We start from the raw sequence: 24,158 nt of genomic DNA on the forward strand, positions 1-24,158 counted from the left end.
CAAACAGCGGGCAATCGTCTCCGGAACCGTGACTCAGCGCTCGCTGCGCAGCCGGTCGACGAGCCAATCGATCCGCGTTGCCTCGTCACGATAGAACCGCTCGGACCATTCCAGAGCGATGCCCGAGAAGCGCCACGCAGAATCACGGCCGGCCCCTCGTGCGTGAGCGGATGCAGCGGCCGCCTTCTCGATCGCAGCATCGCGGTATGCCCGCAACTCGTCACAGAGCCGCCCCATGTCACCGTTGTGCGCGGCCCACACGCGCAGGATGTGTGAGTTCTTGAGGACCATCGGATCCGGCTCGAGCTCATCGGCCCATGCGCGAATGGCCGCCTGCCCCTGGGCAGTGATTCGGTAGACCCGACGCGACTTCGCGACGTGGGTCTGCTCGACGCGGGATGTCGCGAGCTCCAGACGCTCCAGCCGGCGCAGCTCGGTGTAGATCTGGCTCTGCGAGGGCGCCCAGTAGAAGAATGCCAGGCTCTGATCCGCCCAGCGCTTGACGTCATAGCCGGACAGGTCGCTTTCGAAGGACAGAATCCCCAGTACCGCCCAGCTGGTGGACGGCAGATCCGGCATGTTCATGGCGCCCTCGCTCACTTGACCTCCCTCGAATTGCGTGCAATATTCCTAATCGTACTATGACTGTTAGTCATATCCGGGATCGAGGGAGATCACGTGAACGAGACACAGCAGATGCTCGATCTGCTCACTGCGAGCTTCCCTGACATCACGAGCCTGCCACCTTCTGAGGGACGGCGCCTCGTGGATGCCAGGGTGCGCGCGCCCGCGAACATCGATGACGTCGCGTCCACCGACGACGTCTTGATCGAAGCCGACGACCGCAGCATCGCAGTGCGCATCTATCGCCCCCACGAGCACGACGTGGATGCCGCTGTCACCGTCTTCGCCCACGGCGGAGGATTCCTGCACGGATCCATCGCCAGCCACGACGGATTCTGCCGCCTGTGGGCGAAGCAGACTCGTTCGCCCGTCATCTCGGTCGACTACCGACTCTCCCCCGAGAACGGCCCGCTGGCCGGGCGCGACGACATGGTGGCCGTGGTCGACTGGGCGCACAGCACCGGACTGACTGCACACGGCATCGTGCTCGCCGGCGACAGCTCAGGGGGCAACGTCGCCGCATCCGCCGGGGTCGTGCTGCGCGACCGCGGCGCGAGCCCGGTGACCGGTCAGGTGCTGATCTACCCGTTCCTCGATCCGAGCATGAGCTCCCAGAGCCACCACACCCGGGCCGACGGCTATTTCGTGACGCGGGCCCTGCTTGCCCACTACTGGCGCACCCACCTCGGTGAGCGCTTCGGCGAGCGCGCCGATGACCCGACCGTGGCGCCACTCGCCGTTGCAGATCTCACCGGCCTTCCGCCCACCATCGTGGTCACCGCGGGCCTCGACCCACTCAATGACGAAGGCTGCGAGTACGCTCGCCGGCTGCGCGTCGCCGGCACGACCGTGCTGCACCGACACTTCCCCGACCAGTTCCACGGCTTTCTCACCATCGCGGGGTACGGACCTGCTCGAAGCGCCACCGACATCCTCTGGAACGACATCCGCGCGCTCCGCCGCATCGACAGCAAGGACTGCAAATGACCACAGAACATGACCTCATCATCGTCGGCGCCGGCCTCGCCGGTATCTACACCACCATCCACGCGGTCGAGCGCGGACTGGACGTGCTCGGCATCGAGGCAGGCTCCGACGTCGGCGGAACCTGGTACTGGAATCGCTACCCCGGAGCACGATGCGATGTGGAAAGCATCGACTACTCGTTCTCGTTCGATGACGAACTGCAGTCGGAATGGCGCTGGAGCGAGCGCTATGCCACCCAACCCGAGATCCTCCGCTACCTGAATCACGTCGCCGACCGCTACGACGTGCGCCGCCACTACCGGTTCGACCAACGGCTCGACTCCGCCACCTGGGATGAAGAGGAGCATCGCTGGACGGTGCGCACGGAGGACGGCCTCGTGGCGACCGCGCGATGGCTCATCATGGCCACCGGGAGCCTCTCTCGTCCGCAACTGCCCACGATCCCCGGCCGCGACGCCTTCACTGGGGAGGTGCTGCAAACCTCTGCGTGGCCGGACGAACCGGTCGACTTCACCGGAAAGCGCGTCGCTGTCATCGGAACCGGCTCGTCGGGCGTTCAAGCGATCCCGCACATTGCAGAGCAGGCCGACGAGCTGGTCGTCTACCAGCGGAGTGCGAACTACAGCATCCCGGCCCTCAACAGACCTATCGATGACGAGGAATGGGATCGTCAGCAGGCGGGTCTTGCCGAACGAAGGGAATTGTCTTGGAACGGCGCGGCAGGCTCCCCCTGGACCAGCCACCCGGTGCCGTTCTCCGAGGTGCCCGAGGATGAGCGCGAGGCGATCTTCGAAGAGAGCTGGAAGCGCGGCGGGGTGCTCTTCGCCAAGGCTTTCCAAGGACTCACGGTCGACCGCGAGATCAATGACGCCGCGCGAGTGTTCTTCGAGCGCAAGCTCGCCGAGCGGGTCGAGGATCCACAGGTCCTCGCAGATCTCACGCCCGACGACCACCCGCTGGGCACCAAGCGGATCTGCACCGACACGAACTATTACGAGACATACAACCTGCCGCACGTGACGCTTGTGAATCTGCGGCGCGACCCGATCACCGAGGTGACGCCGAAAGGCATCAAGGCGGGCGACCAGTTACGCGAGCATGACGTCATCGTGTACGCCACAGGCTTCGACGCGATGACCGGGGCGCTCACTTCCGTCGATATCCGCGGACGCGAGAACCGCTCTCTGAAAGAGGAGTGGCGGGGCTTTCCCTCTACGTACCTCGGCGTTGCACTTCCCGGGTTCCCCAATCTACTGGTGCTGAACGGCCCCGGCACTCCGAGCGTGCTGTCCAATATGGCGCTCGGCGCCGAGCAACAGGGCGATTATGCGCTGCGCATCGTCGACCATTGCGGTGCGCACGGCATCACTTCGATCGAGGCACGAGAAGATGCGGCGGCGGAGTGGACTCAGCACTCGCTCGACCTCGCGAACGCCACGCTTTTCGGTTCGGCGCCGTCCTGGTACACCGGCTCCAACATCAAGGGCAAGGCGCGTGGTTTCCTGCCCTACATCGGCGGCTTCCGCAACTACATCGAGCGCGTCGACAAGGTCGCCGCGGACGGATACTCCGGGTTCGTCCTGAGCAGCCGCTGATCCGAGCGGCACCGTCGCTCTCTCGTGGGTGGCCCTGCCTACGATGAAGCGCTATGTTGAGTAACAAGCAATTGCTTGGTCAGGGAGGACGGCATGGCGTCAATCAATCTGGGCTTCTCATCCGACGATGCGGTACTGATAACGGGGGCCGGTAGCGGGATCGGGCGGGCCGTGGCACTTCGCGCGGCCGAGTGCGGCCTCGCGGTCAGCCTCTGGGACCTCAACCCTGATGGGCTGGCAGAGACGGCCGACCTCGTGCGCGCGGCCGCGGACGTGCGCACTCACACCTGGGTTGCTGACGTCTCGGACAACGATGCCGTGACATCCGGTCTCACTGATGCGCGCAGCGCGATCGGCCGCATCCGCTTCCTGCACAACAACGCGGGCCCCGCGTCCAGCTCCGACATCCCCTTCGACCGCGCCGTCGAGATCAGCGTGGGCAGCGTGCGTCGGATGACCGACGCCTGGGCCGCGCTCGACCCCGGCACGGGTGCCGCCATGGTCGCGACGACATCGGTCGCCGGCAACCTCGTCGGCACGGACAACGCATGGTATTCCGCGTCGAAGGCGGCGATCATGGGGTACGTCCGCCATCTCGCCGCGCACCGCGCCCACGAGTTCCGCTCCAACGGCGTGGCACCCGGCATGACCGACACTCCGCGCCTCGCCGGATTCGCCGCGAGCGACCTGGGGCAGCACGTGCTCAGTCGCATCCCACTGAAGCGGATGGCCGCCCCGGACGACATCGCCTGGGCGACGTTGTTCCTGTTCTCCCCGCTCGCGGCATACATGAACGGCGTCTTCCTCCCCGTCGACGGCGGATGGACGGTGACGCAGTGACCGAGCCAGACGAACGGCCCATCCTGCACACGCACACTCTCCGCCTCAGTTACGCCGACACCGACCCGGCCGGCATCCTGTACTACGCCGCCTGGTTCCCGAAGATGGAGTCCCTGCAGTCCGAGTTCTTCTTCCTCCAGGGCCTTCGCCAGGACACCCTCGTCGAGCGTTTCGGATGGTGGACGGTGTCGCGCGCCACGCACTGCGACTACCTCGCGGCCGCGAAGCTGTTCGACGAGATCCGCGTCGAACTGCGCATGGCGCACATCGGCAATTCCTCGTTCCGCTTCGCGTTCCGCATGGTCCGCCTCTCGGACGACGTCGTCGTCGCCAGAGCCGAGAACACGGTCGTCACAGTGTCGCCGGAGCAGACCCCGGTGCCGATTCCGGAAGGGCTGCGCACGCATCTGCTGGCCTGGGCAGGAACGGCCTGAGATGCCGGATCTGCACAGCATCGCCGACCGCCTCGAGCTCATCGATCTGATCGGTCGGATCGCTCAGCTCGCCGATTCGGGAACGCCCGAGGACTACCTCGACTGTTTCACCGAGGACGCCGTCTGGGACCTCACGAACGCAGCCGGTCTCCCCATGGACGTGCAGACGATCCGCGGCCGCGCCGCGCTCCTCGCCGGCGTGCACGAGCGACGGGACGCCGGCGTCCAGGGTCCTGGCACGCATACGCGGCACGACGTCTCCAGCATCGTCATCGAGGTCGATGGCGACCGCGCGCGGGCGCGCTCCTACTTCCGGTACTACCGCAAGACGGATGCCGTGCCGGAGCTGGTCGCGATGGGCGCCTACGTCGACGCATTCACGCTCACACCCGAGGGCTGGCGGTTGCAGCGTCGGATCATCAGCCGCGACTGAGCCACTTCTCAGCGCGACCGCTGCGCACCAGGTCTCGATGCATCTCGGTCTGGCGCAGCGCAGAGTGCAACCGGAAGCCGCGAAGGTTCGCCCAGCCTGCTGTCCATGGCAGGTGCTTGCTCCACTCCCACACCGACGCATCACCGAGCTCATTCGAGAGACTCGCCACGACGCGGGTGCGACGGAGATGATGCGCTGCGATCTGCGCTCGGCGCTGACCGAGTCCGGTGAAGCGGAATTCGTGACCGGGGAGCACCTGACAGTCGTCGAACTCGGCCAACCGTTCCAGAGACGCCAGGAGATCTCCGAGCGGATCGTCGCCGACCAGGATTCCGAGCCCCGCACCGGAATGGATCCTGGGGAGCACGTGATCGCCGGTGAAGATCATCCGGCGCTCCCGATCAGCCAGACAGATATGCCCCGAGGTGTGCCCAGGCGTTGCGATCACGGTCAGCCTGCGGCCGCCGAGGACGAGGACGTCGCCGTCGGCGACTTCAGCATCCGGCATGACGTACTCGATCAACGACGGAGCAGTGAAGGCGGCGATCAGCTCCGCCTGTCGATCGACCGGAACCTCCCATCGGTCCAGCACGTCACGATAGGAGACATCATCCCTGGCACCCACCGAGACGGCCGCGTCGATTACGCGACGTTCCACTGCGGAGAGGATGACGTGCGCTCCCGAGGCGGAACGGAGCCGCTCGGCGAGGCCGAGATGATCCGGATGATGGTGAGTGACGACGACCGTCGAGACCTCATCCACTGCCCGTCCGAGACCGGTGAGGAGGTCGACGATCCGCCCCATATTCGCATCGGAGTTCCAGCCGGGATCGATGATGTGGACACCATCGGCACCGTCGATGACGTAGGCGTAGCTTCCGGGCATCCGGTCGCCCGGCAATTCGAGCGGAACGCTCCACAGCCCGTCGCCGAGATTCTCCGGATCAGCCACCCGACCGGCATCCCACGCCTCGCGATGTGCGGGGTTGAGCGTCGTGATCGATTCGGCAATCATTCCCTTACCCTAGCAATCGCTTGCTTGTGACGATAGGGTGGTTCCGGCCAGGACTTCCTGCGAGCGGATACGGTGACAGTGACGGCACAGCGAGCGCGCCGCGAGCGCATGGTGGTGGGATTGCTCGCCGCGAGCGGAATGCTGACCTCGCTGCAGTTCACCTCGATGGTTCCCGTCCTACCCCTCATTCCTGAGATTCTCGACACGAATGCGGCCGACGCGTCGTGGCTCATCACTGTCACCCTCCTCGTCGGCGTCGTCGGCACCCCGGTCATGACGAGACTCGCAGACATGCACGGTCGTCGCAGGATGCTTCTCGCGTCGATGGCGCTCCTGGCGGCCGGCTCCATCATCGCGGCGGCGATCCCCTCGTTCACCGCCGTGCTCCTCGGCCGCGCCCTGCAGGGATTCGGCACCTCGGTCGTGCCGATCGGCATCGCCCTGCTCACCACTCTCGTCTCCCGCCAGCGCGCAATCATGGGCATCGCGTTGATGAGCGGAACTCTCGGCATCGGTTCCGCATTGGGGCTCACCTTGAGCGGCCCGCTCGCCGAGTGGGGCGGTCTCCCCGCGATCTTCTGGACCACCGCACTCGTCAGCGTCGCGTTCTGCCTGCTCATCCGCCTCTGGGTCGATGAGGTGCCGTTGCGCACGCCCGGACGTTTCGACTACGTCGGCTCCGCGCTTCTTGCGATCGCACTCACCGCACTGCTGCTCTGCATCTCGCGCGGACAGATCTGGGGCTGGACGAGCCCGGTCTCCTTCGCTCTCATCGCCACGGTGATCGTGTCCTCCATCGTGTGGGGAGCGTGGGAACTTCGGCATCCGAATCCGGTCATAGATGTGCGCACGGCGGTTCGCGCCCCGATCGCGCCGATCAACATCGCGAGCTTCTTCGCCACCTTCGGCATGTACGCCAACCACCTGCTCACCACGCAGGAAGCCCTGGCACCCGCGTCGACCGCGTTCGGGCTTGCCGCACCGGTGGCTGCGGCCGGGTTGTTCGTCTTGCCGTCCGCGCTCACGATGATCCTCCTCGCTCCCGTCGCCGCTCGGGCGATCAGCCGCCTCGGTGCCCGCTTCGCGCTGATGTTCGGCGCCGGGATCATGACGCTCGCGTTCCTCTTCAGGATGGTGGTGCACTCCGAGCCCTGGAGCGTTGCGACTGGCTCCGCACTGGTCGGGTGCGGCGTCGCTTTCGCGTTCGCTGCCATGCCGTCGCTCATCACCGCGTCCGTTCCGCGCGATCAGGTCGCGGCGGCGAACGGTGTGAACTCGGTGGTCCGCTCGCTTTCCGGCGCCGTCGCCGCAGCACTGTTCGCGTTCGTCATCGCCACTCTTCCTTCCATGACGGATGCGGCGTTCCTCTCGCACACCGCTCTGACGATCTCGTTCGGATTCTCCGCACTCTGCGGCATGATCACGGTGATTCTCGCCCTCGCCCTCCGCGTCCCTGATCGAAAGGATCCACAGTGAACCTGTTCTCCCCGCTTACGGTGCGAGCCGTGACGCTCCCCAACCGAGTCGGCGTCTCACCGATGTGCATGTACGCTTCCGAAGGCGGTTTCGTGACCGACTTCCACGTCGCACATCTCGCTCGATTCGCGCTGGGCGGCGCGGGACTGGTCATTGCCGAGGCCTCGGCCGTGCACCCCCGTGGCCGGATCTCACCTCGGGATGCGGGGATATGGAGCGACGAGCACATCCCGGGCTGGAGGCGGGTCGCCGAGGCGATCGACGCGCAGGGCGCCATCGCCGGCATCCAGCTCGGTCATGCCGGACGGCGCGCGGCCGTCCGCGAACCATGGCGGGCGGGAGCACCGCTGGATGCTGACGATGCGGCTGCAGGCCTCGGGGGGTGGCCGGTCGTCGGACCGTCGGCGCTTCCGGCTGGTCCGGGCTTCCCCGTTCCGGAAGAGCTCAGCGTTGCTGAGATCGCGCGCTCCGTGCAGGATTGGGGCGATGCCGCCCTGCGCGCGGTCGATGCCGGATTCCGATTCATAGAGCTGCACGGAGCGCACGGATACCTCCTGCACGAGTTTCTCTCGCCGGTGTCGAATCGACGCGACGACGCCTATGGCGGCGACCTGCAACGACGATTGCGCTACCCGCTCGAAGTCGTCAGCGCCGTCCGGTCGGCGATCGGCCCCGGAATCCCTCTGTCGTTCCGGATGTCCTGCGTCGACGGGGCCGAAGGCGGCAATGAACTCGACGACGTCATCGAGATCTCGCGACAACTGCTCGCCGCAGGCGTCGATGTGATCGACACATCCTCAGGCGGCATCACGACCGACCGCAGCACAGACACGAGAGTGCGACGAGGGTTCGCATTCCACGCGGACTTCTCCCGCCGCATCCGCGACGAAGTCGATGCCGTGACCGCGACCGTCGGGTTCATCGTCGACCCGCAGCAGGCGTCGCTGCTGATCGAGCGCGGCGATGCCGACCTCGTGCTGCTCGGGCGGGAGATGCTCGCGCACCCGAACTGGGCGCATCACGCGCGCATTGCACTGGGCGACACGAGCCACGCTTCCTGGAATGTGCGCTTCGGCAGCGCGCTCGGGCCACGCGCACGGACTCTCGCTCGTCTCTCCGAGTCCGGGGAGACACCGCTGACGCGCTTCGAGCGATGAACCTCAGTCCGTGAGCAGCGCGCGCGCTGCTGCAGCACCGTTGAGAAGGTGATTGCGGCGACGAGAAACGCGCCATCCATCGACGGTTCGCGCCAGCTCCCAGCGGTTCGCGCTGACTCGCTCGGCATTCCAGCGCTCTCCGTCGTGGATCATGACCACCGAGTGGGTCGTTGCGACAGCGGCGTCGCCGGTGAGCTGAATGCGTGGAGCGGAAATGACATGCGCGCAACCGGCGCTCATGTACTCCTGGTGCGTGGGCAGCTCGGTGAGAGTGCGGATGCCGCCGGCGTCGAGTGTCACGTCATCGATGACATAGGTGCCTTCATCCGTCCAGAGCGCGCGGACAGCATCTCCGTCGCCGGAATCCACGGCGGGTCCGTAACGCGCGATCAATGCCGCGATCTCGGCACGGTCCTCCAACGCCTGCAGACGCTGCTCGATCGAGGCGCTCACCAGTCCTGCCAGGGGATGATCGTCTTCGCCGGCGCTGAAAGCACAAGTGTCCCCTCACTCCCGCCTGCGACGGAACGCTCCGCTTCGAGCAGGGCTGGGGTCACGGCAGCCGGATCCTCCTCGAGATACACCAGTCGTACGCGCAGACTCCCTGGCAGATCGATCGGCGTCTCGTCGAAGGGCAGCGAGCTGTGCCGCTGCGGGTGGCTGTAGGAGAACGTCCAGGCTCCGGCGACGCCCTCAACGTCGAGGAGTGCGGGGATGACCTTCCGATCCTCTCGCTCGTGCGCGGCATGCGTAGCTTCGCCGTGCGCATCGTCGAAGCGCGTGATCGTCACGTGCAGACCTCGGTTGGGACGATACGGCAGCACATCAGCACTGACCAGCGCCCCCGGTGCAGCGTATCCCTTCACCGGGCGGAAGAACGCAAGCATCGGACGACGGATGCCGGGAATCAGCGGACCGCGCCCCCATTGGAACGACGCCTCACCGAGCGCATCCCATTCCGCCACCGACTCGTCGACTGGATCACGGAACCAATACATTGCGACGAAGTCGACGTCACCCGCGAGCTCACCGGACGCTAGCGCCGAATGTTCCTCGGCGAGCTCCCATCGATCCCCCCAGGCAACACCCGGAAGGGCGAGGTTCTCAGGACGATGGTCGAGCTGGTGCCAGCGGTTGTACGCCGTTCGCTGCGTGCGGTCGTCGAGCTTGACGAGAGAGAAGAAGGCGAGTGGGGCGAACATGCCCCCAGTCAAGCGTTTGCTTGGTGTTGTGTCAAGCGACCATTTCTCTTCACCTTGGCGGACTGACGTCGCCTAGACGGACTCGGCCCGTTCCAGGGCTCAGCGACTGCTGACTGTGCCGAACAGCTTCGCGATCGGTGCGAGCACCAGCGGCCGAGCGGCGATCCAGGCAGCCGCGATCACGACGAGGGATGCGACGAGGAACCAGAATCCGGTCCAGTTGTCGGCGTAGGCGTTCGGGTCGACGGATCCCTGCGCGGCGTACATGTGGTTCAGGTTGCGCAGCGCTCCGGTGGCGAGCACGAGGAACACGTGGATGGCGATGAACACGACGAAGTACAGCATCACCGGGAAGTGCAGCGCGCGGGCCCACTCGATCGGGTATGCCCGGCTGAGCCTCTCGGCGTTCTTCGGCCACATGCCGCTCATCCGGAACCCCGTGACGGCGGCCAGGGGGGCGGCGATGAAGATCGTCGCGAAGTAGGTGATCTGCTGGATCGAGTTGTAGTTGACCCAGCCGTTCTCGGTCGGCCAGTCCAGCGAGATGTACTGCAGCACCGCCGAGATGGCGTTCGGGAAGACCTCCCAGCTGGTGGGGATCACCCGCATCCACTGGCCCGTGACGAACAGCATCACGACGAACACGACGCCGTTGAGGAGCCAGAGGATGTCGAGGGCCTGGTGGAACCAGATCGTCAGGCTCACCTTTCCCTTGGGGTTGTTCCGCGGCGTCCAGAACGCGGTCGGCCGCTTCTCGTTTCGGATGCGGAGTCCTGAGCGGATGATCAGCACCATCAGGAACACGTTGAAGAAGTGCTGCCAGCCCAGCCAGCCGGGGAACCCGACCGGTGCCCCCGCGGGCAGGTGGTACTCACCCGGGTACGTCTGGATGAAGTCATGCAGGGGTCCGGCGCTCAGGAGCCAGCGAACGAACAGCACGGCCATCGCGGCAGCGCCCAGCAGCGCGATGCCGCCGACGATCACGGCGCCGGCCCACTGCGCCTTCGTGAACGGGCCGATGCGGGTGGGTTCCGGCTTCGATGCGGGGCGGGTGAAGGCGTTCTTCCCCGGGAAGACCGTCTGCTGGAACGGCAGCGGCGTGCTCACGTCGATCGTGGCGACGGCGGAGGACGGTGCGGGTGCCGGCTCGGATGCCGCGGCCTCGTCGGCAACGACAGCAGGCTCGGATGCCGCGGCAGGGCCGGCCGCGACAAGCGCGGTCGTGCCGGCAGGCGGCCAGGGCTCACCGCCGGGTGCACGGGGCAGGCCACGGCGCAGGGCTTCGCCGTCTGTGGATGCTGGGACCGGAGCGGAGGTTACGACTCGCTCCGCTCGCGGGGCCCGTTTCGTCTCGGTCGCTTCGCTCTCTCGCTCAACGCCCCGCGTGGATGATGCTTCTGCAGGGGTCGCAGCCACAGCGGTGGCGGCAGCAGACACCTCAGCGGCAACATCTGCAGGGGGCCACGGCTCACCGCCTGGAGTGCGCGGCAGCCCACGCCGCAGCTTCGTGCTTTCGGCAGCGCCGGCTTGCGGGTCGTTGAGCGCAGGCGGCGCAGGCGCCGGAGACGAAACGGGCTGAGCGAGCGCAGGCGAGTCGAAGCCGGCTTCCGCCGCCGGGGCAGCCTCGGACGCAGCAACAGGTGCCGCGGCATCCGCCACCTCCAGGTCGCCGGCCGGGGGCCAGGGCTCGCCGCCGGCCACGCGCGGCAGGCCGCGCCTGAGCGTCCGCGTCGCCATGGCTACTTCTTCCGCGCTTCGAGGGCCTCGACGACCTGCGGAACGATCGTGAACAGGTCGCCGACGATGCCGAAGTCGGCGACGTCGAAGATCGGTGCGTCGCCGTCCTTGTTGATCGCGACGATGTTCTTGGCAGTCTGCATGCCGGCGCGGTGCTGGATCGCACCGGAGATGCCGACCGCGACATAAAGCTGCGGCGACACCGAGACGCCGGTCTGGCCGACCTGGTGCGCGTAGGGGATGTATCCGGCATCCACCGCCGCGCGCGAGGCGCCGATCGCCGCACCGAGGGCGTCGGCGAGCTGCTCGATGAGCACGAACTGCTCCTTCGACCCGAGACCGCGACCACCGGAGACGACCTTCGTCGCGCCACGCAACTCGGGACGCGACGACTCGACCTCGACGACCTCGACCGCGCCTGCCTTCGCCGCGACTGCGCCGGATGCCGCGACCTCGAGCGCTTCGACGGCAGGCGTGCCGACGGCCTCGGCGCGAGCATCCACCGCCCCCTGACGGACCGTGATGACCGGCGCGCCGAACGTGGGAGCGGAGTCGACCAGATATGCGCCGCCGTAGACGGAGTGGTGCGCGACGATGCCCTCATCATCGCGCGAGACGCCGATCGCGTCGACCGAGACCGCGAGCCTCTCGCGCACCGCGAGGCGTCCGGCGACATCGCGTCCGGTGATCGAGTTCGAGATCAGCACCGCGTCCGGCTGCACCTTCTTGTACGCCGTCTGAACCGCGTCGACCAGCGGGACGGTAAGGGCTTCCGCGTCGGCATCCGCGGTGAGGATGACAGACGCGCCGAGCGCGGCTACGGCATCCACCGCGGCCTGCGCGCCACCGGGGACGAGCGCGACCGGGGAACCGATCAGCGACGCCGCGCCGATCAGTGCCGCCGTCGAACTGGCGGCCTCACCGAACGAGGTCACATCGACGAGGACGAGAATGGAATCTGCGGGGTAGCTCATCGTCACACCAGCCTGTTCTGCACGAGGAACTCGACCAGCTGCGCGCCGGCGTCGCCCTCATCGGTGATCTTCACACCCGCCGCGCGCGGGGGCTTCTCGGAAACGGTCGTCATGATCGTCCGAGGGGCCGCTGCAGGGTCCGCGGAGATGCCGAGGTCGGCGAGCGAGAGTACCTCGAGCGGCTTCTTCTTCGCTGCCATGATGCCCTTGAAGTTCGGGAAGCGCGCATCGGGAAGAGCCTCGGTGATCGAGATGACCGCCGGGAACGACACCGAAACCGACTGGTTGCCGTCATCCGCCGCCCGCGTGCCCGAGACACCATCCGCGGTGATCTCGACCCCACTCAGTGCCGTCGCCTGCGCAAACCCGAGGTGCTCGGCCAGCATCGCCGGGATCATCCCGCCCGAACCGTCCGTGGAGAGGTTCCCCGTGATGACCAGGTCGGGCTCGGCACGACGGATCGCCGCAGCGAGCGTCTCGGCGGTCAGGCCGAGATCTGCGCCGGCGAGCTGCTCGTCGACGATGTGCACAGCGGATGCCGCGCCGATCGCGAGGGCGCGGCGAATCGATGCCGTGGACGACTCGGGAGCCATCGCGAGGGCCACCACGTCGGTGCCGTCGTTCTTGTCCGCGAAGGAGAGAGCGACCTCGAGAGCACGCTCGGTGATCTCATCCAGAACCACATCACCGGCGCCTCGATCGGCCAATCCGGTCTCGAGATTCAGCTTGCGATCGCCATAGGTGTCGGGCACCTCTTTGACCAGGACGAAGATCTTCATCGAATGCTCCTCACGACAGGGCCGAGTCTATCTACGTTGTGGACAGTGTCGCGAATCCGCTGGGCTTCATGCCACCGAATGCGCACTGATTCACACACAATGTATACACACTGCACCATGCCCGGAGGAGCCGCGCACCCACGCGGCGAGGCATCAACGCACGTCGAACACTCCTCGCCTGCGGGTCACATAGATCACGGAACCCGCGACCAAGAGCAGCACGGCGAGCAGCGCCACGCCCCACGGTGCCTGCGCTCCCGTGATGGCGAGCTCCCCCGCTCGCACGACGGTCAGCGGCGCCGTGATCGGGTCGAGCTGGCCCGACGTGATGACGAGCGTGTGTGCGCCGAGTGCGAAGTCTGCGGGAATGGCCACATCGAAGCGCACGACGCCGGAGGCATCCGCGACCGGGATTCCAGAGATGACGCGAGGCTCGCTGTGCAGCGTCGCAGCGATCTGCTGACCGGGCTCGAGACCCGTCACGGAAACCGTGATCGTGCCGCCCTGCTCGACACGGTCAGACGACAGCGAGACCTTCGCCCAAGCGTGAGTGTCGCCGTCTCCCCCATCGCCCGGACCCTCGGGATCGGTGGGCCCACCAGGGTCGGTGGGCGATGTCCCCTGGCCGTCCACCAGCACGGCCACCGAGCGTGCCGGAACCGTCACCGTGCCGGTCGCGGAATCCCACACGGTCGTCTTCACCACGGCATCCGCACCGCTGGCCTGCGCGTCCGTCAGCGCGAAGTCGCGCCCTGCGAGCGCATCGATGGTCTGGGTCACCGCGTCAGGCGTCGCGTTGAACACGACGAGCGCGCCATCCAGAGCGGGGTCGACATCCTCTCCGACCAGGTCATCGATGTGCATCGCGATGACGCCGGGGGCAGCATCCGTCCCGCTGCCCGGGAAGCTGACCTTCTGCTCGATGAGATCCGCAGACCCCAGCTGCAGCAGATCGACTTCGCTGCGGACACGCAGCAGGTCGAGCGCGGACGCCTCGGCTGCGGCGATGTCCTCCGCGCCGGGCTTGAGCACGGGGTCGGCGAGCAGCGGCGCCATGATCGACCACTTGTCCTCGTTGTCGGCGGCCGACGGGAGGCCGGACCCGAAGGTCGACTCCTGACCAGTCCAATCGATGCGGTTGAACCAGTCGCCGGAGTCGTAGCTGTTGCGATCGAGGGACTTCGAGCGCAGCAGCTCAGTGCCTGCGTGCCAGAACGAGGGCGACTGCGACAGCGTGACCGTCGCGAGCGACAGCGTGTTCATGCGCACCCGATCGGCCATCTTCGTATCCGTCGGCAGTTTGAAGACCGACAGGTCGTAGAGCGTCTCATTGTCGTGCGCGTCGACGTAGTTGATGACCTCGCCCGGCTCGTCGGCGTATCCGGCCTGTGCACCTCGATAGTCGATGTCCTCTCCTGCGGTGGTCTCGCCGTCGCTGGTGACGAACGAGAAGTCGCGCAGGTTGCCTGCGAGACCCAGCTTCACGAGGTCGGTCTGGTGGCCGAGATCGGCGATCGCCTCTTCTGGCGTGCCGTTGATCGCGTTGCCGTTCGGGTCGGTGCCCAGTCCCGTGCCGAAGCCCTGCTGGTACGTGGATGCGCCGTCCACCGGACTGCCGCCGTGCACGGCATCGCGCAGCCGGTCGTTGAAGGTGCCGATGCCGGTCCTGCCGAGCTGCCCTTGCGTGGCCTGCTCGAACAGTGCGTTATCCACCACCTCGCCGAAGTTCCACCCCTCGCCGTACAGGTAGATCGCCTTGCCGTCGATGCCGTCGTTCTTCACGGTCAGCGCATCCAGCGCGTCCCGGACCGCCTGCATGTTGGTAGTGGAGTGATGGCCCATCAGGTCGAACCGGAACCCGTCGACCTTGTAGTCACGGGCCCAGGTGACGACGGAGTCGACCATGAGCTTCTGCGCGATGAGGTGCTCGGTCGCCACGTTCTGGCAGCACGTCGAGGTCTCCACAGCACCCGCCGCGTTGAGCCGGTGATAGTAGCCCGGAACGACCTGGTCGAGAACGGAAGTCTCAGCCTGACCGGAAGCCGCCGTGTGGTTGAACACCTGGTCGAGTACGACCTGCAACCCGAGGTCGTGGAGCGAGCCGACCATGGTGCGGAACTCGCCGATGCGCTCACCACCGTCGGCGTCCACGGCGTACGAACCCTCAGGTGCGGAGAAGTGGTACGGGTCGTAGCCCCAGTTGAAGCCGTCTTCGCCAGCGATCGCCTGCACGCACGCCTGCTGCTGGTCGGAGTCGGGTGCGAACGATTCGAGGTCGCAATCCGGGGTGGCCTGCGCCGCCCGGTCTTCCTCGATCGTCGCGATGTCGAACGAGGGCAGCAAGTGCACGGTGTTGATGCCGGCTTCCGCGAGTTCTTGCAGCTGGTCGGTGCCTGCGCTGTCTTCAGCGAAGGCGAGGTAGGTGCCGCGTACATCTTGCGGAACGGTCTCATCCGAAATGGAGAAGTCGCGAATGTGCAGCTCGTAGATCGCTCGGTCCACGGCGCGGTCCACAGTGGGTGCTTCAGCCTCGCGCCACTTCTCCGGCTGCCACTTCTCGTCATCGAGATCGACGGCGACGGAGCGCTCTGAGTTCGGCGTCAGGGCGACGGAAACGGGATCGGTGACGTTGTTGGTCTCGATCTCTCCGGTGCTCGGAGCGTAGACGACGACCTCCCAGAGGAACTCATCGCCCTTGAGCTCGTCCTCACCATCGACCTGCCAGACGCCGGTTGCGTCGTCCCGCTTCGCCTCGTGCCGAACCGCGTCGCCATCGGATCCTGCATCCCAGGTGAGCAGTGTCGCCGACTGCGCGGTCGGCGCCCACAGGCGGAAGGTCGGCGTGTCGCCGGAGAAGGTGACGCCGAGGTCGACACCCTCGACGGCATCCGCGTACAGGTCATCCAGCACGCCAGGAATCTGCATCCCGGTGTACGCCGTGACGGCGCCGTCGATGCCGAGCTGCCCGACGGCGAGCTGCGTGCGCACGAGCGCCGCGGCATCCGGATCGTCGAGCTTCAGTGCGACGTAGCCCTCGAGCGCGGGGAAGCGTGCGAGCTGCTCCTCGGACAGCGTGCCATCGACAGTCAGTTCGATGGCGTCGCCGCCGGAGACCTCGCCATCCGCCAACGCGAGCGAGGCATCAGCAGATGAGTAGAGGCGGTACCCCGCATCCGCGGGGCTTCCCAGATCCGCCGGCCACGCGATGGTCGTCTCATCGATCCACTGCGCACGCTGTTCACCGACACCGGGGAGCAGCGGGTCTTCGCTGGTGATCTCGAGGAGGTGGCTCTCAAGGGTGTACCGGAAGGTCGTGACCTTGCCCTCGGTGGCGCTGAACGAGATGTTCGCTCCGTTCAGGACCCCGTCGACGCCGTAATTCTCATCCCAGCTGAGGCCATGCGCAACCTTCAGCGCGTAGGCGCCGGTGGGCAGGTCGGCGGTCGAGAACTCGTAGACGCCATCGCGGTCGCCGTCGGCCATGAGGGTCCCCAGGCAGTCCGGCGTCCAATCGCCTTCGCAGCCCAGCTCGCTCTGCTGCGATCCGGGCAGGGTCACGATGGGTCCCTCTGCGGTGGACTGCACGATGTTCGTGCGCGGGTCGAAGTAGAAGGTGACCGGTCCGCCCGCGTGCGAGATGGCGATATTCGTTCCGTCCGGGACACCGTTCGCACCGTAGTTGATGCTCCAGCTGCCGTTGATGGCTGCCTTGTACTCGTAGTCACCGGCCGGCAGGTCGAAGGTGCCCGCCCAGACGCCGTCGGCACGCAGACTCAGCTTCGCCTTCTCGCAGGCCGGGTCCCAGTCGCCGGCACAGCCGAGCTCTGAATCGAGGCTTCCCGCGATGACCACCGAATCGATCGTCGTCTCGGGCTCCTCGGTCTCCGTCAGCGTGACGGCGTTGCCGACGGATGCGTAGGTGGATGCCGCAGCGTGGTGACCTGCAGCATCGGTCGTTACGGCTCGGTACTCGACGAGCGTGCCGTCGGCAAGGCCTCCCAGGTCGTGGAAGACGCGCGGGTCGGTGTTCTCTGCGGTGCCGAGGAGGTTCCACTCCTCTGACCCCACGACGCGCCAGGAGAAGCTGGTCTGCAGCCACTGGTCCGCGGTCTCGGCCTGTACGGCCGCCTGCCCGTTGATCCCGGCGCCGGCTGCGGGGACCGTGATGGTCACCGGAGCGGCTTCGTCCGGTGCGGACACTGTCGCGTTCGCTTTCCAGACCACGGCGGAAAGCGCGGGGACGGTGACACTCGTCGCCGCACCCGCATCCGTCGCGAGCGATCCGGCGTCTCCGTACACCACGTCATAGCCGGCATCCGCGGTGAGAGTCGTCAGATCAGCTGTCTGGGCGGATGCCGCGTTGTTGACCGCGACCAGATACTCGGTCTTCTCGTCGGCGTCGACGCGTGAGAAGGCGTACACGCCTGCGCCGTCCGCCGCGTACCGCTCGATCTGGGCCCCATCGGCGAGCGCAGGATGCGCCTCGCGCAGGTCGGAGAGCGCGGCGATCTGCGTGTACAGCGCGGCGTCGGTGCCGTAGCGATCGACGGACCCGGCGTGCTCGCCGGTGATGAGGTTCTGATCGGCGTACTCGTCCACCTGGGTGGCGAACAGCGTCTGACGGGCATCCTTGTCGCCGCCGGGGCCGGTGAAGCCCTGCTCATCGCCGTAGTAGATCACCGGTTGGCCACGGGTCAGGAACATCAGTTCGTGGGCGAGCTCGTCACGCTCGAGTGGAGCATCCGTGCCGTCGAGGAAGGAGCCCACACGGCCCATGTCGTGGTTGCCCAGGAAGGTGGGCAGTGCCGTCGCCGATGAGTCCGCGGTCGTGTAGTGATCGTCGCCGGCGAAGAGCGACTGCAGGCCCTTCGCGGAGTTTCCGGCGGCGTAGCCGACGGCTGCGGACTGGAAGGTGAAGTCGAGCACCGAGTTCATGTCAGTGCCTCGCACATATGGCGAGAGCTTGACGGGATCGGCGTCGTAGACCTCGCCGAACATGAAGAAGTCGTCCTTGCCGATGCTGTGGGCGTAGTCGAGCACCTGGGTGGTCCACTGCTCCCAGAACTCGAAGTTCACGTGCTTGACGGTGTCGATGCGGAAGCCATCGATTCCGAGGTCGATCCACTGGTCGTAGACGTCGACGAAGCCGTTAACGACCGTGGGGTGCTCGGTCATGAGGTCGTCCAGACCGTCGAAGTCGCCATAGGTGACCGACTCCCCCGACCAGGTCGAGTTGCCGCGGTTGTGGTAGAGCGTCGGGTCGTTCAGCCATTCCGGAACCTTGACGTCCTCGGTGACGACGGGCGAGTACGGGAAGCTGCTGTCCTTGTCGAGGGTCGGGAAGGGTGTCTTACCGTCGGCGAACTCTGCGGGATCGAACGCGTTGCCGTCGGCATCCTGGTACGGGCTGGTCGCCTGGTCGATGTAGGAGTACTCGGATTCCGAGTAGTCGATGACGTCGGCAGTGTGGTTCGTGATGATGTCGAAGTACACCTTGATGCCGCGATCGTGCGCTTCGGCGATGAGCGCCTCGAGCTCGGCGTTGGTCCCCAGGTGCGGGTCGATCTGGGTGAAGTCGGTGATCCAGTAGCCGTGATAGCCGGCGGAGGCATTCGCGCCCTCCCCCTGGACCGGCTTGTTCGCGAAGCTCGGGGTGAGCCAGATCGCCGTCGTACCGAGTCCCTCGATGTAGTCGAGCTGCTGGCGGAGCCCTGCGATGTCGCCGCCCTGGTAGAACCCCTTGTCAGTGGGGTCGAAGCCGGTGGTCATGCGATCGCCGGTGAGACCGCCGGTGTCGTTGGAGGTGTCGCCGTTGGCGAATCGGTCGGTCATGACGAAGTAGAACTGCTCGTCGGCGCCGGCCTGGCGCACGGGGGCTGCGACGAGCGCGTCATCGCCTGCGGTGTAGGTCGAGCGCAGACTCTCGACCTCGACGCCGACCCGCTTGAGGTTGTCATCGAAGGTGAAGCGCAGCGTCGCGGGTCCCGCGACTGTGAGCGGAAGGTTGTCCCCGCCGCCGTCCAAGCCGTACGCCTCGTCCCAGCCATCGTTGAGGGCGACCTTGTACTGGTAGCTGCCGGCCGGCACGTCGAAGGCGGCGCTGTAGACGCCGTCGGTCGCGGTGAGAGGCAGCTCGGTCTCGGCGCAGTCCGGCGCCCAATCGGCGGCGCAGCCGAGTGCGGTCTGCAGGTCGCCGACGAGGGCGACCGTCCGATCGGCGGCGGATGCGGGGGCGAGTCCGATGGCGGAGACGCCGGAGGCGAGGAGAGTTGCTGCGATCAGGAGGGCGGCACGACGCTGGGCGGTCTTCTTCGACACGAATGCTCCATCAGGTGTGGTGCGGGCACGACGACGTGACCGGCTGCTGTGGGAGTGAAGCTAGCAGCATCCTGTCGCTGACTGCAAGCGCTTCCAGAAAATAGGACGCACGCCGCCCGGGCACCCGATACCGTAGAGACCGTGCCACGTCCCCGTCCTCTCCCGATCGATCCGCTGGCCGAGGCCAAGCGGCAGTGGCTCGCGCACGGGTGGACGGATGCCGCCGACGGCATGACCGCCGTCGTCTCCGTCATGCGCGCACAGCAGCTTCTTCTCGCCCGGGTGGATGCTGCGCTGAAGCCCTTCGCGCTTTCGTTCGCGAGGTACGAGATGCTGCGGCTGCTCGCGTTCAGCCGATCGGGCAGCCTCCCGCTGTCGAGCGTGGTCGCGCGCCTGCAGGTGCACGCCACGACCGTCACAAGCACGGCGGAGCGTCTGGTGCGCGATGGGTTGATCCTGCGCGAGCCGCATCCTCACGATGGTCGTGCCGCCATGCTCAGCCTCACCGACGCCGGTCGGGATCTCGTCGAGCGCGCCACAGCGGCGCTCAACAGTCAGGTGTTCAGCGCCCCGGGCATGAGTGCAGAGGACACCACCGGTCTCGTCGGGATCGTCGCCCGGCTGCGCCGGGATGCCGGGGACTTCACCGAGCCGCGTCCACAGCCGGACCCGCTCTGATCGTGCCCTCCTGATGCCAGAGTTCACGCTCGAGCGCGTGATCCGGGCCGCGCCCGCCGAGGTGTTCGCGGCTTCCATCGATCCCGCGCTCCACGTCGAGTCGATGGCGCGCTACGGCGAGACGATGGTGGACGGCCCCGAGGGCGGCGTCTTCACCGAGGGCTCGACGGTCACGTGGCGCGCGCGCCATTTCGGCATCACGTTCCGCCTGACCTCGATGGTGTTCAGCATCGATCCGCCGTACCGGTTCTCCGATCGACAGATCAGGGGTCCATTCGGCGCCTTCCATCACGATCATGTCTTCCTCGAGCATCCTGACGGCACGCTCATGCGGGATACCATCACGTTCCACTCGCCGTTCGGGCCGCTCGGCGCGCTCGTCGACCGGCTCTTCATGCGCGAGTACCTGCGCCGGCTGATCGAAGAACGCAACCGCGTTATGGCCGTTTCGGTCGAGGGTCGACGCGCGTAATCTGATCGCTATGCCCGAATTGCATCTCACCACCACACTCGAAGGCCGCGGCCCGGCGGCGGCGATCGTCCTCACCGATGAGCAGGTCGCCGAGCTCGGCGCAGGCAAAGCGTTTCCGGTGGTCGTCGACTTCGGTGACCGCAGCATACGCCTCCGCCTGTCCCGCATGGGCGGCCAGAATCTGATCGGATTCAGCAAGGCGGCCCGCGCCGAGGCGGGGGTGGAGTCCGGCGAGCAGGTCGAGGTGACGATCCGCGTCGACGCGGACGAGCGCGTGATCGAGATTCCGCCTGCGCTGGCCGAGGCACTGGATGCCGATCCCGCCGTTCGCGCGGCATTCGAGAATCTCGCGCCGTCCAAGCGCAAAGAGATGGCCCGGCAGATCGCAGAGGCGAAGCAGGACGAGACGCGGGACCGGCGGCTCGAGAAGGTTCTCGCCGCCCTGCGCGGTTGATCGGCTGCACGGACGGCTGGAGACATGCACGGATGGCTGGCGAACGTCGTCGATCCGCCAGCCACCCGTTCAGCCGCCAGCCATCCGCCCGAGACGACACCTACCGGTTCGTGAAGTTCGGTGCCCGCTTCTCGCGGAAGGCCGACATGCCCTCCTTCTGGTCCGCCGTGTCGAAGAGGCCGGCGAACGCCTGCTTCTCGTGGGCGAGCCCCTCAGCGAGGGTCGTCTCCATGGCGGCATCCAGCGCAGCCTTCGCCGCGTACAGGCTCGGCAGTCCCTTCGACGCGATCGTCTCGGCGAGCTTCGTCGCCTCGTCGAGCAGATCGGATGCCGGCACCACTCGCGATACGAGCCCGGCACGCTCCGCCTCCTCGGCGCCCATCATGCGGCCGGAGAGTATGAGTTCGGCAGCCTTGTAATACCCGATCGCGCGGATGAGACGCTGCGTGCCGCCCATGCCCGGGATGACACCGAGGTTGATCTCGGGCTGACCGAACTTCGCGGTGTCGGCGGCGAGGATGACATCGCACATCATCGCCAGCTCGCACCCGCCACCGAGCGCGAAGCCGGAGACGGCCGCGATGACCGGTGTGCGCACCGCGGCGAAATCGCTCCAGGCCCCGAAGTGATCGGTGGCGAGCATGTCGGATGCCGACATGCCCTCCATCTCCTTGATGTCAGCCCCGGCGGCGAACGCCTTCTCGGAACCCGTGATGACGATCGCGCCGATGCCGTCATCGGCGTCGAAAGCGACCGCGGCCGCGGTGACTTCGTCGGCGACCTGTCCGTTCAGTGCGTTCAGCGCCTGCGGGCGATTCAGGGTGATCCAGCCGACGCGTCCGCGCTGCTCGACAAGGATGGTCTCGTACTCGGTCATCTATGACTCCTCACGTCCGGGTACAGTCTGCCCGAAGCCGGTCAGACGTTCCCATCGCGGATGTCGGTGATGATGCCGGAGAAGTCGCGACCGGCGCCGTCGCCAGCGGCGAAGGCCGCGTACAGCTCCTGCGCGAGCCGGCCCATCTTCGCGTCTGTAGAGGTCTGCTCGATCGCCTGCAGCGCGAGACCGAGGTCCTTCGCCATGAGCGCACCGGCGAACCCGGGCTGGTAGTCGCGATTCGCAGGACTCGTCGGCACCGGCCCCGGCACCGGGCAGTTGGTCGTCAGAGACCAGCACTGCCCAGACGCCTGTGAGACGACGTCGAACAGGGCCTGATGCTCGAGCCCGAGCCGCTCCCCGAGCACGAACGCCTCGGCGACCGCGATCTGCGACACCGCGAGCACCATGTTGTTGCAGACCTTCGCGGCCTGCCCGAGCCCTGGCCCGCCGCAGTGCACGATGCGCTTGCCCATCACCTCGAGCAGCGGGAGGGCCGCGGCGAAGTCGTCATCCGCCCCGCCGACCATGAACGCGAGTGTGCCGTTCTCGGCCCCGACGACACCGCCAGAGACCGGCGCATCGATGTTGCGATGCCCGGCCTCGACAGCCAGTGCATGCGCGGTCTGCGCTTCATCGACGGCGATCGTGGATGACTCGATGAACAGGGTGCCGGGGCGCGCCGCTGCGAGCAGCCCGCCCTGGTACGCGTCGAGAACGTGCCTGCCGGCGGGGAACATCGTGATGACGACGTCCGCGTCGGCTGCAGCATCCGCCCCGCTCGACGCGATCGGGATGCCGGCCGCGCGGGCCGCCTCGATCGCAGCCGGAACCGGATCAAAGCCCCGCACCTCGTGGCCCGCAACGACGAGATTCCTGGCCATCGGCAGCCCCATATGGCCGAGGCCGAGGAATGCGATGCGCGTCATGATGCCCTCCTCATGGTGGCGGATCCTGAGGGACGCAGCATCTCGCGTCCGACGATGAGTCGCATGATCTCGTTCGTCCCCTCCAAGATCTGATGGACGCGCAGATCGCGCACCACCCTCTCGATCCCGTAGTCCTGCAGGTAGCCGTAGCCACCGTGCAGCTGCAGAGCGCGATTGGCGACGTCGAACCCGGCATCCGTCGCGAAGCGCTTGGCCATCGCGCAGCGCATCGTGGCATCCGGAGCGTGCTCGTCGACCGCCTGCGCCCCGTCTCGAACCATGAGGCGCGCGGCCTGGAGATCGGTGCGCATGTCGGCGATCTGGAAGAGGATCGACTGCTTCTCGGCGAGAGGCTCGCCGAACGCGATGCGCTCGTGCACGTACTGCACGGCGCGGTCGAGCGCCCATTGAGCCCCGCCGAGCGAACAGGCGGCGATGTTCAGACGCCCGCCGTTGAGGGCGGACATCGCGATCGCGAAACCGCGTCCTTCGTCGCCGAGCATGGCGGATGCCGGCACCCGGACGCCGTCGAGGATCACCTGACGCGTCGGCTGTGCGTGCCAGCCCATCTTCTTCTCGAGGGCGCCGAAGCTCAGGCCCGGGGCAGCCGCGGGGACGAGGAAGGCGCTGATGCCGCTCGCACCGCTGCCGGCGTCGCCGGTGCGCGCCATGACGATGTACACGCCCGACTCGCCCGCGCCGGAAATGAACTGCTTCACACCGCTGATCTCGTACTCGTCTCCATCACGGACTGCCCGCGTCGCGAGGGCCGCCGCGTCGGAACCGGCACCCGGCTCGGTCAGACAATAGCTGCCGAACTCCGACATGGCGGTGAGCTGCGGCAGCCACTCGCCGCGCTGAGTCTCGTCACCGTAGCTGTCGATCATCCACACCACCATGTTGTGGATCGAGATGAAGGCGGCGACCGCTGGATCCCCCTTGGCGAGCTCCTCGAAGATCGCGACGGTGTCCGTGCGGCTGAGCCCTGTACCGCCGAACTCCTCGCCGACGTAGATGCCTCCGAGCCCGAGGTCGCCGCCGCGCTGCAGCGCGTCGCGCGGGAAGATGTGCTTCTCGTCGCGCTCCGAGGCGTACGGGGCGAGTTCGGTCTCGGCATACTCGCGGACGGCGCCGAGGATCGCCTCGCGCTCATCAACTGTCGTGACAGTGGTCATCG

Annotated in this window: 21 protein-coding genes; 10 read left to right on the forward strand and 11 right to left on the reverse strand. The window is 66.9% G+C overall.

The annotated features are described in order from the left end of the window. Positions 1–33: 33 nt before the first annotated feature. On the reverse strand, positions 34–600 hold the full coding sequence (locus tag IM776_RS13905) for a PadR family transcriptional regulator (protein WP_194420670.1): 567 nt from the start codon (positions 598–600) through the stop codon (positions 34–36). A gap of 78 nt (positions 601–678) precedes the next feature. Between IM776_RS13905 and IM776_RS13910 the strand changes: the two genes are divergently transcribed. The 5 genes from IM776_RS13910 to IM776_RS13930 all read left to right on the forward strand — a co-directional run bounded on the left by IM776_RS13910 (position 679) and on the right by IM776_RS13930 (position 4,913). Then, positions 679–1,611, forward strand: a complete 933-nt coding sequence (locus tag IM776_RS13910; RefSeq protein WP_194420671.1) for an alpha/beta hydrolase — start codon at positions 679–681, stop codon at positions 1,609–1,611. Continuing rightward, the gene (locus IM776_RS13915) at positions 1,608–3,206 is read left to right on the forward strand and encodes a flavin-containing monooxygenase (RefSeq protein ID WP_194420672.1); all 1,599 of its coding nucleotides are present in this window, start codon (positions 1,608–1,610) and stop codon (positions 3,204–3,206) included. Before IM776_RS13910 ends, IM776_RS13915 begins: the two co-directional genes overlap by 4 nt. A 93-nt stretch (positions 3,207–3,299) precedes the next feature. Continuing rightward, complete coding sequence (locus IM776_RS13920; RefSeq protein ID WP_194420673.1) at positions 3,300–4,046, forward strand: SDR family NAD(P)-dependent oxidoreductase; 747 nt, start codon at positions 3,300–3,302, stop codon at positions 4,044–4,046. Beyond that, positions 4,043–4,480, forward strand: a complete 438-nt coding sequence (locus IM776_RS13925; protein WP_194420674.1) for an acyl-CoA thioesterase — start codon at positions 4,043–4,045, stop codon at positions 4,478–4,480. Before IM776_RS13920 ends, IM776_RS13925 begins: the two co-directional genes overlap by 4 nt. 1 nt (position 4,481) lies before the next feature. Further along, on the forward strand, positions 4,482–4,913 hold the full coding sequence (locus IM776_RS13930; RefSeq protein WP_194420675.1) for a nuclear transport factor 2 family protein: 432 nt from the start codon (positions 4,482–4,484) through the stop codon (positions 4,911–4,913). On the opposite strand, the gene IM776_RS13935 is transcribed toward IM776_RS13930, so the two are convergent. Beyond that, entirely contained in the window at positions 4,900–5,928 is a 1,029-nt protein-coding gene (locus IM776_RS13935; protein ID WP_194420676.1) for an MBL fold metallo-hydrolase, read from the reverse strand. The genes IM776_RS13930 and IM776_RS13935 overlap by 14 nt on opposite strands. 78 nt (positions 5,929–6,006) lie before the next feature. Between IM776_RS13935 and IM776_RS13940 the strand changes: the two genes are divergently transcribed. Together IM776_RS13940 and IM776_RS13945 are read left to right on the forward strand one after the other, a co-directional pair. Then, the gene (locus IM776_RS13940) at positions 6,007–7,404 is read left to right on the forward strand and encodes an MFS transporter (RefSeq protein WP_194420677.1); all 1,398 of its coding nucleotides are present in this window, start codon (positions 6,007–6,009) and stop codon (positions 7,402–7,404) included. Then, entirely contained in the window at positions 7,401–8,561 is a 1,161-nt protein-coding gene (locus IM776_RS13945; RefSeq protein ID WP_228479774.1) for an NADH:flavin oxidoreductase/NADH oxidase, read from the forward strand. Before IM776_RS13940 ends, IM776_RS13945 begins: the two co-directional genes overlap by 4 nt. Positions 8,562–8,564: 3 nt before the next feature. Here IM776_RS13945 and IM776_RS13950 read toward each other — a convergent pair whose 3' ends face one another. The 6 genes from IM776_RS13950 to pulA form a co-directional block, all read right to left on the reverse strand. Continuing rightward, entirely contained in the window at positions 8,565–9,014 is a 450-nt protein-coding gene (locus tag IM776_RS13950; protein ID WP_194420679.1) for a nuclear transport factor 2 family protein, read from the reverse strand. Further along, positions 9,011–9,763 (reverse strand): hypothetical protein, encoded by a 753-nt coding sequence (locus tag IM776_RS13955; RefSeq protein WP_194420680.1) that lies wholly within the window; start codon positions 9,761–9,763, stop codon positions 9,011–9,013. The genes IM776_RS13950 and IM776_RS13955 overlap by 4 nt, the downstream gene beginning before the upstream one ends. Positions 9,764–9,862: 99 nt before the next feature. Then, positions 9,863–11,500, reverse strand: a complete 1,638-nt coding sequence (locus IM776_RS13960; protein ID WP_194420681.1) for a cytochrome b/b6 domain-containing protein — start codon at positions 11,498–11,500, stop codon at positions 9,863–9,865. Between the two features lie 2 nt (positions 11,501–11,502). Next, positions 11,503–12,474 carry an electron transfer flavoprotein subunit alpha/FixB family protein gene (locus tag IM776_RS13965; protein ID WP_194420682.1) on the reverse strand — a complete coding sequence of 324 codons (972 nt, stop codon included), beginning with the start codon at positions 12,472–12,474 and terminating at the stop codon, positions 11,503–11,505. Positions 12,475–12,476: 2 nt separating this feature from the next. Then, on the reverse strand, positions 12,477–13,253 hold the full coding sequence (locus IM776_RS13970; RefSeq protein WP_194420683.1) for an electron transfer flavoprotein subunit beta/FixA family protein: 777 nt from the start codon (positions 13,251–13,253) through the stop codon (positions 12,477–12,479). Between the two features lie 153 nt (positions 13,254–13,406). After that, positions 13,407–19,571 (reverse strand): pullulanase-type alpha-1,6-glucosidase, encoded by a 6,165-nt coding sequence (pulA, locus tag IM776_RS13975; RefSeq protein ID WP_194420684.1) that lies wholly within the window; start codon positions 19,569–19,571, stop codon positions 13,407–13,409. A gap of 141 nt (positions 19,572–19,712) precedes the next feature. On the opposite strand from pulA, the gene IM776_RS13980 reads away from it, so the two are divergent. Genes IM776_RS13980 through IM776_RS13990 form a run of 3 tightly spaced genes read left to right on the forward strand, consistent with a single transcriptional unit; the run spans position 19,713 to position 21,175 of the window. Beyond that, the gene (locus IM776_RS13980; protein ID WP_194420685.1) at positions 19,713–20,249 is read left to right on the forward strand and encodes a MarR family winged helix-turn-helix transcriptional regulator; all 537 of its coding nucleotides are present in this window, start codon (positions 19,713–19,715) and stop codon (positions 20,247–20,249) included. A gap of 13 nt (positions 20,250–20,262) precedes the next feature. Further along, positions 20,263–20,721 (forward strand): SRPBCC family protein, encoded by a 459-nt coding sequence (locus IM776_RS13985; protein ID WP_194420686.1) that lies wholly within the window; start codon positions 20,263–20,265, stop codon positions 20,719–20,721. A gap of 10 nt (positions 20,722–20,731) precedes the next feature. Then, the gene (locus IM776_RS13990) at positions 20,732–21,175 is read left to right on the forward strand and encodes a YdeI/OmpD-associated family protein (protein WP_194420687.1); all 444 of its coding nucleotides are present in this window, start codon (positions 20,732–20,734) and stop codon (positions 21,173–21,175) included. A gap of 100 nt (positions 21,176–21,275) precedes the next feature. On the opposite strand, the gene IM776_RS13995 is transcribed toward IM776_RS13990, so the two are convergent. From IM776_RS13995 to IM776_RS14005, 3 genes are read right to left on the reverse strand one after another with little or no spacing between them, the layout of a single operon-like run. After that, positions 21,276–22,052 carry an enoyl-CoA hydratase gene (locus tag IM776_RS13995; RefSeq protein WP_194420688.1) on the reverse strand — a complete coding sequence of 259 codons (777 nt, stop codon included), beginning with the start codon at positions 22,050–22,052 and terminating at the stop codon, positions 21,276–21,278. A gap of 41 nt (positions 22,053–22,093) precedes the next feature. Continuing rightward, the gene (gene mmsB / locus IM776_RS14000) at positions 22,094–22,981 is read right to left on the reverse strand and encodes a 3-hydroxyisobutyrate dehydrogenase (protein ID WP_194420689.1); all 888 of its coding nucleotides are present in this window, start codon (positions 22,979–22,981) and stop codon (positions 22,094–22,096) included. Then, positions 22,978–24,156, reverse strand: a complete 1,179-nt coding sequence (locus IM776_RS14005; RefSeq protein ID WP_194420690.1) for an acyl-CoA dehydrogenase family protein — start codon at positions 24,154–24,156, stop codon at positions 22,978–22,980. The genes mmsB and IM776_RS14005 overlap by 4 nt, the downstream gene beginning before the upstream one ends. Positions 24,157–24,158 lie beyond the last annotated feature (2 nt).

It is taken from the genome of Microbacterium abyssi, assembly GCF_015277895.1.
GTDB lineage: Bacteria > Actinomycetota > Actinomycetes > Actinomycetales > Microbacteriaceae > Microbacterium > Microbacterium abyssi.

Excerpts from the sequence above, each read along its gene's own strand:
- IM776_RS13960 (WP_194420681.1), bottom strand. The coding sequence starts at position 11,500 with ATGGCGACGCGGACGCTCAGGCGCGGCCTGCCGCGCGTGGCCGGCGGC.
- IM776_RS14005 (WP_194420690.1), bottom strand. The coding sequence starts at position 24,156 with ATGACCACTGTCACGACAGTTGATGAGCGCGAGGCGATCCTCGGCGCC.
- IM776_RS13915 (WP_194420672.1), top strand. The coding sequence starts at position 1,608 with ATGACCACAGAACATGACCTCATCATCGTCGGCGCCGGCCTCGCCGGT.
- mmsB (WP_194420689.1), bottom strand. The coding sequence starts at position 22,981 with ATGACGCGCATCGCATTCCTCGGCCTCGGCCATATGGGGCTGCCGATG.
- IM776_RS13955 (WP_194420680.1), bottom strand. The coding sequence starts at position 9,763 with ATGTTCGCCCCACTCGCCTTCTTCTCTCTCGTCAAGCTCGACGACCGC.
- IM776_RS13990 (WP_194420687.1), top strand. The coding sequence starts at position 20,732 with ATGCCCGAATTGCATCTCACCACCACACTCGAAGGCCGCGGCCCGGCG.
- IM776_RS13995 (WP_194420688.1), bottom strand. The coding sequence starts at position 22,052 with ATGACCGAGTACGAGACCATCCTTGTCGAGCAGCGCGGACGCGTCGGC.
- IM776_RS13920 (WP_194420673.1), top strand. The coding sequence starts at position 3,300 with ATGGCGTCAATCAATCTGGGCTTCTCATCCGACGATGCGGTACTGATA.
- IM776_RS13965 (WP_194420682.1), bottom strand. The coding sequence starts at position 12,474 with ATGAGCTACCCCGCAGATTCCATTCTCGTCCTCGTCGATGTGACCTCG.
- IM776_RS13985 (WP_194420686.1), top strand. The coding sequence starts at position 20,263 with ATGCCAGAGTTCACGCTCGAGCGCGTGATCCGGGCCGCGCCCGCCGAG.
- IM776_RS13935 (WP_194420676.1), bottom strand. The coding sequence starts at position 5,928 with ATGATTGCCGAATCGATCACGACGCTCAACCCCGCACATCGCGAGGCG.
- IM776_RS13970 (WP_194420683.1), bottom strand. The coding sequence starts at position 13,253 with ATGAAGATCTTCGTCCTGGTCAAAGAGGTGCCCGACACCTATGGCGAT.
- IM776_RS13930 (WP_194420675.1), top strand. The coding sequence starts at position 4,482 with ATGCCGGATCTGCACAGCATCGCCGACCGCCTCGAGCTCATCGATCTG.